General features: G+C 69.9%; 6 protein-coding genes, 1 tRNA gene and 1 pseudogene. 4 read left to right on the top strand and 4 right to left on the bottom strand.

What is annotated here, in order from left to right; translation table 11 throughout:
* Positions 1-64 precede the first annotated feature (64 nt).
* Positions 65-259 (bottom strand): hypothetical protein, encoded by a 195-nt coding sequence (locus ACFV2X_RS53380; protein WP_089511369.1) that lies wholly within the window; start codon positions 257-259, stop codon positions 65-67.
* A 425-nt stretch (positions 260-684) separates the two neighbouring features.
* On the opposite strand from ACFV2X_RS53380, the gene ACFV2X_RS53375 reads away from it, so the two are divergent.
* Together ACFV2X_RS53375 and ACFV2X_RS53370 are read left to right on the top strand one after the other, a co-directional pair.
* Positions 685-1,488, top strand: coding sequence for a BTAD domain-containing putative transcriptional regulator (locus ACFV2X_RS53375; RefSeq protein ID WP_385631066.1), 804 nt, complete (start codon positions 685-687; stop codon positions 1,486-1,488).
* Complete coding sequence (locus tag ACFV2X_RS53370) at positions 1,485-5,213, top strand: BTAD domain-containing putative transcriptional regulator (RefSeq protein WP_385631064.1); 3,729 nt, start codon at positions 1,485-1,487, stop codon at positions 5,211-5,213. The genes ACFV2X_RS53375 and ACFV2X_RS53370 overlap by 4 nt, the downstream gene beginning before the upstream one ends.
* Here the strand turns inward: ACFV2X_RS53370 and ACFV2X_RS53365 are convergent.
* Complete coding sequence (locus ACFV2X_RS53365; protein WP_358634213.1) at positions 5,179-5,808, bottom strand: response regulator; 630 nt, start codon at positions 5,806-5,808, stop codon at positions 5,179-5,181. The two genes, ACFV2X_RS53370 and ACFV2X_RS53365, sit on opposite strands and share 35 nt — an antisense overlap.
* A 97-nt stretch (positions 5,809-5,905) precedes the next feature.
* Here ACFV2X_RS53365 and ACFV2X_RS53360 point away from each other — a divergent pair.
* Together ACFV2X_RS53360 and ACFV2X_RS53355 are read left to right on the top strand one after the other, a co-directional pair.
* Positions 5,906-5,980, top strand: a tRNA-Leu gene (locus ACFV2X_RS53360).
* A 109-nt stretch (positions 5,981-6,089) separates the two neighbouring features.
* Positions 6,090-6,857 (top strand): transcriptional regulator, encoded by a 768-nt coding sequence (locus tag ACFV2X_RS53355; RefSeq protein WP_385631061.1) that lies wholly within the window; start codon positions 6,090-6,092, stop codon positions 6,855-6,857.
* 42 nt (positions 6,858-6,899) lie between these two features.
* On the opposite strand, the gene pyk is transcribed toward ACFV2X_RS53355, so the two are convergent.
* Positions 6,900-8,330, bottom strand: a complete 1,431-nt coding sequence (pyk, locus tag ACFV2X_RS53350) for a pyruvate kinase (RefSeq protein WP_358634217.1) — start codon at positions 8,328-8,330, stop codon at positions 6,900-6,902.
* Positions 8,331-8,485: 155 nt separating this feature from the next.
* Positions 8,486-8,792: pseudogene (locus tag ACFV2X_RS53345) on the bottom strand (hypothetical protein); the annotation flags it as partial.

Genomic DNA, 8,792 nt, shown 5'->3' with positions numbered 1-8,792 from the left:
CTGTCCGTACCGTGACGGTACGGACAGGCCCTCGTCGCGTCCTGAAGAGCCAACAGCCCTGGGCTCAGGCCACACCGACCACCCGATACAGCGCGTAGAGGATCGTCGGCAGCACCCCGACGAACACCCCGAGCGCGCTGATCACCCCGGGCAGCCGCTGCGCCGTCCGCAGCACCCTGGCCACGTAGCCGACCAGTACGAAGAAGGCCAGGATCACCACGACCCCGGCCAGCAACCACACAAGGGAATCCGGATACACCGCAGCACACGCTCCTTCGACTCTGCCTAGTCCAGCTCTCGGCACACGGACGCGAAGGACTCCACGCAGGCCCTTGGTAGGAGAGCCCGGAATCACGCACGACACGCGGCGAGTTGGACACGACGGTAGCCGAAGTAACCCCCGTTAGGCCAGAGTTACCTGGAAGCACGACAAGGCAGGGCACCCCGGGCTACCACCCCCGGAGGCCCTGCCTGAGCGCACGCTGGACTAGGCATGTCGCAAGTGCACTGCTCAATCAGAGTGCCCGCCGCCAATAATCGATTGATGAACGTCCCGATGAGGCAGCTTCCTTGGCAGTTCCCCCGTACGCCACCATTTTCCGCTCTGCGCCTGCTCTCTATCCACTTAACGCCCACTAAGCGTACTGCTAGGCTGGCTTTCATCGATCGCCAATCACGGGAGGGGTGAGGACGATATCCCTCCGATTCGGGCTTCTCGGGCCCGTACAGGCCGCCCACGACGGTACGGACATCACCCTCGGCCCCCCACAGCGGCGGGCGGTGCTCGCCATCCTGCTGCTCTCGCCGGGACAGGCCGTCACCATCGCCACGCTGCGTGAGCGCATCTGGGCAGGTCCGCCTCCCGCCTCGGCCACCCAGGCGATCCACGTCCACATCCACCATCTGCGCCAGCTGCTGCGGCAGTTCGCTGATGGGACGGCCGACGGTCCCCGCCTGGTCACCCACCCCGGACACGCCCCCGACCAGGTGAGCTACGTCCTGCACACCGCCCCGGCGACCGTCGATGTGCCCGTCTTCCGCCGCCTCCTGGAGGACGGCGAGGCCGCCCAGGGCGACGGCGACAACGAGATCGCCCTCGACTGCTACGACACCGCGCTGAGCCTGTGGCGCGGCGAGCCCGTCTCCGACCTCCAGCCCTCCGCCTACGTCCGCAGCGTCCGCCTCAGCCTCGCCGAAATCCGCCTCGACCTCGGCAAGCGCCGCGCCGCCGCGCTGCTCGCCCTCGGCGCCGCCGCCCGCGCCACGGCCGAACTGCAGGACCTCCACACCCACCACCCCGGCGACGAGAGCATCGTCGTCCTGCTCGCCCGCGCCCTGCACGCCACCGGAGCCCACACCCGCGCCCTGCGGCTGGTGACCGATGAACTGGAGCGCTGGGAGCGCGAATACGGCCTGCGAGCCCCCGCGCTCCTCGAACAGCGCGACAGCCTCGTCCACGGCGTCGACAGCGCCGGAGCCGCCCCATGAGAACCGAAGCGCGGCTCCTCGGCCCCGTCGAACTCCTCGTGAACGACACTGACGTCACCCCCACCTCGATACGCGCCCGCACCTTCCTCACCTCCCTGCTGCTCCGCAGCGGACAGCCCGTCCCCGTGGAAACGCTCACCGAAGAGCTGTGGGGCGACTCCCCGCCGGCCACCGCCCGAGCCCAAGTGCACACCTACGCCAGCCGGCTGCGCCGGGACTTCGCCCGAGCGGGCGAGACCGGACAGGGCCTGCTGGCCACCCACCCCATCGGCTACACCCTCCTGATCGACCCCCAGCACGTGGACCTGTTCCGGTTCACCGCGCTGCTCGACGACGCCAGAACCCAGCTGACCGAGGCCCGTTACGAACGCGCCCACGACCTGCTGACCACCGCCGTGAAGTTGTGGCGCGGCCCTGCCCTTGCCGGCGTCACCGCGGGCCCCCGCCTCGCCGCACCCGCACGGCGGCTGGAAGCCGAGCGCCTGGAGGCGCTGTCCCTGCGCATCGAGGCCGACCTACGGCTCGGCCGACCCGGCCGGGTCATCCCCGAACTGCGCGCACTCGCCGACGAACACCCCCACCACGAACCGTTCCGCACCCAACTGGCCCACGCCCTCCACGAAGCGAGCCGTACGACGGAGGCGCTGGACGTCCTGCGCGCGCTGGCCCCCGCCGCGAAGAGTCAGCCCACACCCGCGCCCGAGACCCCGCCCGAGCCTCCCCCGCGCCCACTTCCGCCCGCCCCACGGCCACCCGCCATCGTGCTACGCGGACCGGGCCCCTCCGAACAGCTGCGCTTCTCCGTGCTCGGCCCGGTCCGGGTCTGGCGGGACAGAGAGCAGATCGGCACCGGCTCACCGCAGCAGCGGGCACTGCTCGCCGCCCTGCTGCTGCGCGGCGGCCGGACGGCGACCGCGCCCGAGTTGATCGACGCCCTCTGGGGCGAGGAACCGCCCCACGCGGCCGTCGCCGCGCTGCGGACCTACGCCTCACGGCTGCGGAAGGCTTTGGGGCCGGACGTCGTGGTCAGCACATCGGGCGGATATGCCATCCGCGTCGAGGCCGGGGCGCTGGACGTCGACGTGGCCACCGAACTGGCCACCGAGGCGGATCGGGCCCGGCACAGCGGGGACACCACCCGCGCCCGCGACCTGCTCAACGAGGCACTGGCCCTGTGGGACGGCGAACCGCTGGCCGGGTTGCCGGGTCCGTACGCGGACAACCAGCGCTTCCGCCTCGAGGAATGGCGCCTCTCGCTCCTCGAAACGCGGCTCGACCTCGACCTGGAGCTGGGCCTCCACGCAGAGGCGGTCTCCGAACTGACCGCGCTGACCGCCGCACACCCGCTTCGCGAGCGGCTGCGCGAGCTGCTGATGCTGGCGCTCTACCGCAGCGGACGGCAGGCCGAGGCGCTGGCCGTCTACGCGGACACCCGGCGGCTGTTGGCCGAAGAACTGGGTGTGGACCCGTCAGCGGACCTCAGCGATCTGCAACAGCGCATCCTCCAGGCCGATTCGGCCCTCGCGGCCCCCGGGGAACACATCCCGGCTCCCCAGCCGCTCGTGCCCGCACAACTCCCCGCCACCGTCCCGGACTTCACCGGACGCACCGCCTTCGTCCGCGAGCTCAGCGAACAGCTCGCCACGGCGGATGGCAGAGTCATGGCCATCTCAGCCCTCGCCGGGATCGGCGGCATCGGCAAGACCACACTCGCCGTCCACCTGGCGCACACCGCGCGCCCCCACTTCCCCGACGGACAGCTCTACGTCGACCTCCAGGGCGGCAGCCCCACCCCCGCGGCCCCCGAAGCCGTCCTGGGCTCCTTCCTGCGCGCCCTGGGCACCCCCGACTCCGCCGTCCCCGACGGCGTCGAAGATCGCGCCGCCCTCTACCGCTCCGTCCTCGACGGCCGCCGCGTCCTGGTCCTCCTCGACAACGCCCGCGACGCTGCCCAGGTACGACCGCTGCTGCCCGGTACGGAGGGCTGCGCCGCCATCATCACCAGCCGCGTCCGCATGGTCGACCTGGCGACCGCCCACCTGGTCGACCTGGACGTCATGAGCCCCGAGGAAGCACTCGCCCTCTTCACCCGCATCGTCGGCCAGGACCGGGTGCACGCAGAGCGCGAGGCCGCCCTGGACGTGGTGGCCGCCTGCGGCTTCCTACCCCTGGCCATCCGCATCGCCGCCTCCCGGCTCGCCGCGCGCCGCACCTGGACCGTATCCGTCCTGGCGGCCAAGCTCGCCGACGAACGGCGCCGGCTCGACGAACTGCGGGCGGGCGACCTGGCGGTCAAGGCCACCTTCGAGCTGGGCTACGGACAGCTACAGCCGTACCAGGCCCGCGCGTTCCGGCTGCTCGGGCTCGCGGACGGCTCGGACATCTCCCTCCCAGCAGCGGCAGCCCTGCTCGACATGGACGTGCACAACACCGAGGACGCACTGGAGTCCCTTGTCGACACCTCGCTGCTGGACTCCGCCGCCCCCGGCCGCTACCGCTTCCACCACCTCGTACGCCTCTTCGCACGAGCCTCCGCCGAACGCGACGAACAGCCGCCGGAGGACCGGGACGCGGCCCTCTCCCGGCTCCTCGACTTCTACCTCGCGACCGCCGCCCGGGCCTACGCCCAAGAACGGCCCGGCGACCGCCTCGTCGACCACCTGACGCCCACCACCCACCCCGGCCTCGACTTCCCGGACCGGACCGCCGCACTCGACTGGCTCTACGTCGAAGCCGACTGCCTGCTCGCCTGCGTCGCCCAGACCGCGACCGAGCCCGACTCCGGCACGGCACTGCGCCGCGCGGCCGACCTCCTGCTGACGGCCTCCGACCTCGCCGAGTCCGGGGCCCACATCCGCCAGTACGAAGCCGTGGCCGAACGCCTCAGCACGGCCGCCAAGGCCGCCGGGGATCATCGGGCCGAAGGCCGCGCCCGCACCGCGCTGGCTCAAGTGCTCCATCTGCGCGGCGAACTCACACGGGCGGACGAGCAGGCGCGGCGCGCCATGGACATCGGTGCGGCGACGGAGGACACGGGCATCGCCGGCCGCATCCTGAATCACAGCGCCATCACCGCCCACTTCCTGGGGCAGCATGGGGAAGCGGAAGACCGTCTGCGCCGTGCGATCGACGCGTTCCACGCCACCGACGACCGGTCCGGCGAAGCCGCCGCGCTGTGCAACCTGTCCCGGGTCCACCTCGCACTGCACCGCACGGCCGAAGCGATCGAGCTGGCCCGGCGCGGGGTCGCAACATACGAGGGCTTGGGCCGCACGCTGCGCCTCGCCAACGGACAGTACGCTCTCGGGATCGCGCTGGCCCAGGCCGGACAGACCCTCGAAGCGGTCGAGCAGCTCACGACTGCGGCCAACCTCTTCCGCGAGCACCGCCAGCGCCTGTGGGAGGGAATGACCCACTACCGGCTGGCGGAAGCTCATCTGGTCATGCACCGCCCAGCGCAGGCCGCCGCGCATGCCGAGCAGGCCATGGCGACAGGCATCATCGGCGGCGAATGGCGGCGCGCCATGATCCTGACCGTCCTCGGCAAAGCGCTGATACAACTCGGCCACGCGGATCGAGCTCAGGCCTCCTGGCGCGAGGCGCTTGCCATCCACGAGCAGTTGGAAACGGCGGAGGCCGAGGACGTACGGGCCCTCCTCGGCGAGCCCGCCACTGCTTCTACCCCTGCGACTACTGCTGCTTCTTCTCCGCCGCGTCCTCGATGACCGCCTCGGCCACCTGCTGCATGGACAGCCGGCGGTCCATCGACGTCTTCTGAATCCAGCGGAACGCGGCGGGCTCGGTCAGCCCGTACTGCGTCTGCAGAATGCTCTTGGCGCGGTCCACCAGCTTGCGGGTCTCCAGGCGCTGGGCGAGGTCGGCGACCTCCTTCTCCAGCGTCTTCAGCTCCGTGAAGCGGGAGACGGCCATCTCGATCGCCGGGACCACATCGCTCTTGCTGAACGGCTTCACGAGGTACGCCATCGCACCCGCGTCCCGGGCCCGCTCGACGAGTTCGCGCTGCGAGAACGCGGTGAGCATGAGGACCGGGGCGATACGGTCGGCGGCGATCCGCTCGGCGGCGGAGATCCCGTCGAGGACCGGCATCTTCACATCGAGAATCACCAGGTCGGGACGGTGCTCCTGAGCGAGCGCGACGGCCGTCTCGCCGTCGCCCGCCTCGCCGACGACGGAGTACCCCTCCTCCTCGAGCATCTCCTTGAGGTCGAGGCGGATCAGGGCCTCGTCCTCGGCGATGACCACGCGGGTGGTGTGCGGGGGGACGTGCGACTGCGCGTCGGGGGCGTCAGTGGTGCTCAATGTGCTCCTCGCTCCTTAACAGGTCGGGCAACATGAGCCTACCTAGCTGCGGTAAGGTGGACGCGCAGCGGGTCGTTGGTGACCTTCGAAACTGCAGGCCCCGGTAGCCCAATTGGCAGCAGGCAATGGATTCAAAACCCATACAGTGTCGGTTCGAGTCCGACCCGGGGCACTTTTCCTTCGATTCCAAGGTCACAGCAGAATCGCTGCCCTTCACTCGATGAAGTGAACACCCCTTCGAACGAGTAATACGCACCCCACCACCAGCCACGCTCGATGGTGTGTACGACCTCGAAACGCGCAAGCGAGCCCTCGCTCTCGTCGGCCAGGGCCGGAGCCTCAATTCCGTAAGCAAGCAGACCGGGATATCCCGTGCCGCGATCCGTGCGTGGCAGATCCGGATCGAACCTCTCTCGCCGGCCTCTCGGGGCGACGCATGTCCCAGATGCGCACCCGAGCCGCAGCTGCCGGAGGAGCCCGCCGCCTACGCCTACCTACTCGGCCTGTACCTCGGCGACGGCTGCGTGAGTCGCCTCAAGAAGGGCGTGTACCTTCTTCGCATCGCATGCGCGGATGCCTGGCCGGGCCTCATTGACGCCTGTGCGGCGGCGGTGCGGGCCGTGCGGCCCGATAACAGTGTGTGCCGCGTTCAGCGGCAGGGATGCGTCATGGTGACCGGTTACAGCAAGCACTGGCCGTGTCTGTTCCCTCAGCACGGGCCGGGGAAGAAGCACGAGCGGCCGATCGCCCTCGAACCCTGGCAACTCGAGATCGTCGAGGCGAATCCGTGGGAGTTCGTCCGAGGGCTCGTGCACTCCGACGGCTGCCGGATCACCAACTGGACCGTGAAGGACGTTGGCGGGGTGCGGAAGCGGTACGAGTATCCGAGGTACTTCTTCACCAACAAGTCCGCCGACATCCGAGGGCTTTACACCGACACACTCGACCAGTTAGGCGTCGAGTGGAAACAGCCGAACGCCTGGAACATCTCCATCGCCAAGCGCGCCTCCGTCACCCTCATGGACACCCACATCGGGCCGAAGTACTAAGGCGCGCGCAGCGCGCCCCGCACTCCGGCCCGCATCAGCCCCCTACCTCAAGTCCGCCTCGCCGATGTGGTGCACCCGCACCAGGTTGGTCGAGCCGGAGACGCCGGGCGGGGAGCCGGCGGTGATGATGACGAGGTCGCCCTTCTGGCAGCGGCCGATCCGCAGAAGCTCCTCGTCGACCTGGGCGACCATCTCGTCCGTGGAGTCGACCATCGGACCGAGGAAGGTCTCCACGCCCCAGGTGAGGTTCAGCTGGGAGCGGGTCGCCGGCTCGGGGGTGAAGGCGAGGAGGGGGATGGGTGAGCGGTAGCGGGAGAGGCGGCGGACGGTGTCACCGCTCTGCGTGAAGGCGACCAGGAACTTCGCGCCGAGGAAGTCGCCCATCTCGGCGGCCGCGCGGGCGACCGCGCCGCCCTGGGTGCGGGGCTTGTTGCGCTCGGTGAGCGGGGGAAGACCCTTGGCGAGGATGTCCTCTTCGGCCGCCGCGACGATGCGGCCCATGGTCTTGACCGTCTCGATGGGGTACTTGCCGACGCTGGTCTCGCCGGAGAGCATCACCGCGTCCGTGCCGTCGATGACCGCGTTGGCGACGTCCGAGGCCTCGGCTCGGGTCGGGCGGGAGTTCTCGATCATGGAGTCGAGCATCTGGGTCGCGACGATGACGGGCTTCGCGTTCCGCTTGGCGAGCTTGATCGCGCGCTTCTGGACGATCGGCACCTGCTCAAGCGGCATCTCCACGCCCAGGTCGCCGCGGGCGACCATGATGCCGTCGAAGGCGTCGACGATCCCTTCCAGGTTCTCGACCGCCTGCGGCTTCTCGACCTTGGCGATGACCGGGAGCCGGATGCCCTCTTCCTTCATGACGCGGTGCACGTCCACGACGTCGTTGCCGTTGCGGACGAAGGACAGGGCGATGATGTCGGCGCCGGTGCGCAGCGCCCAGCGGAGGTCTTCGATGTCCTTGTCGGAGAGCGCCGGGACGGAGACGGCGACTCCGGGGAGGTTGAGGCCCTTGTGGTCGGAGACCATGCCGCCTTCGATGACCATGGTGTGCACCCGGGGGCCCTCGACGTCCACAACTTCAAGGGTGACCCGGCCGTCGTCGACGAGGATGCGCTCACCCCGGCTGACGTCGGTGGCCAGGCCCTTGTAGGTGGTGCCGCAGCGCAGGCGGTCGCCTTCGATGGGTTCGACGGTGATGGTGAACTCGTCGCCGCGTTCAAGGAGTACGGGGCCTTCGTGGAAGCGACCGAGACGGATCTTCGGACCTTGAAGGTCGGCGAGGATGCCGACGCTGCGACCGGTTTCCAGCGAGGCCTTCCGGACTCGTCGGTAACGCTCCTCGTGCTCGGCGTACGTGCCGTGGCTGAGGTTGAAGCGGGCCACGTCCATTCCGGCTTCGACGAGTGCCTTGATCTGCTCGTACGAGTCGGTTGCTGGCCCCAAAGTACAGACGATTTTTGCTCGGCGCATGCGGCGAGCCTATGACTTACCGGCGGGTAAAGAACCGGGAACCAGCCACTCCCCCATGGCCTTTAGGTGGCCGGTCGTCGACAACTAATGAAACGTGCGCGGGCGTGCTCCGATGAGCGGTTTATATGACCCGCGCACGTCCGTGCGCGGGTCGCTCAAAGTTGCGGGGGCGACATCGTAAAGCGGGCGTTGACCTGCGCGTATACGGTCTGGCGCTGCGGTTCGAGGTCCAGGGCGGGGGCTGCCTCCTGGGGCGCGCCGCCGTAGCCCGCGCTGCGCGCGGCCGCGTAGGCGACGGGGTAGGGCTGGCCGGCGTTCTCCGAGTCGAGGTCGGCGAGCTCGACGAGGGCGGTGAGCCGGGCGTGCCGCCCCCCCGCCGAAGAGAGGGGGGGGGGGGTCCCCGACCCGGCCGAACTGGGGGGGCGCGCCGCCTGGGCGGGGGTGGGGGGGGGCGAGGGCCAC

It is taken from the genome of Streptomyces sp. NPDC059679, from assembly GCF_042734105.1.
Classification (GTDB): domain Bacteria; phylum Actinomycetota; class Actinomycetes; order Streptomycetales; family Streptomycetaceae; genus Streptomyces.
Note: the sequence above shows the minus strand (reverse complement) of the source record. Positions and strands in the feature narration are given on the sequence as shown.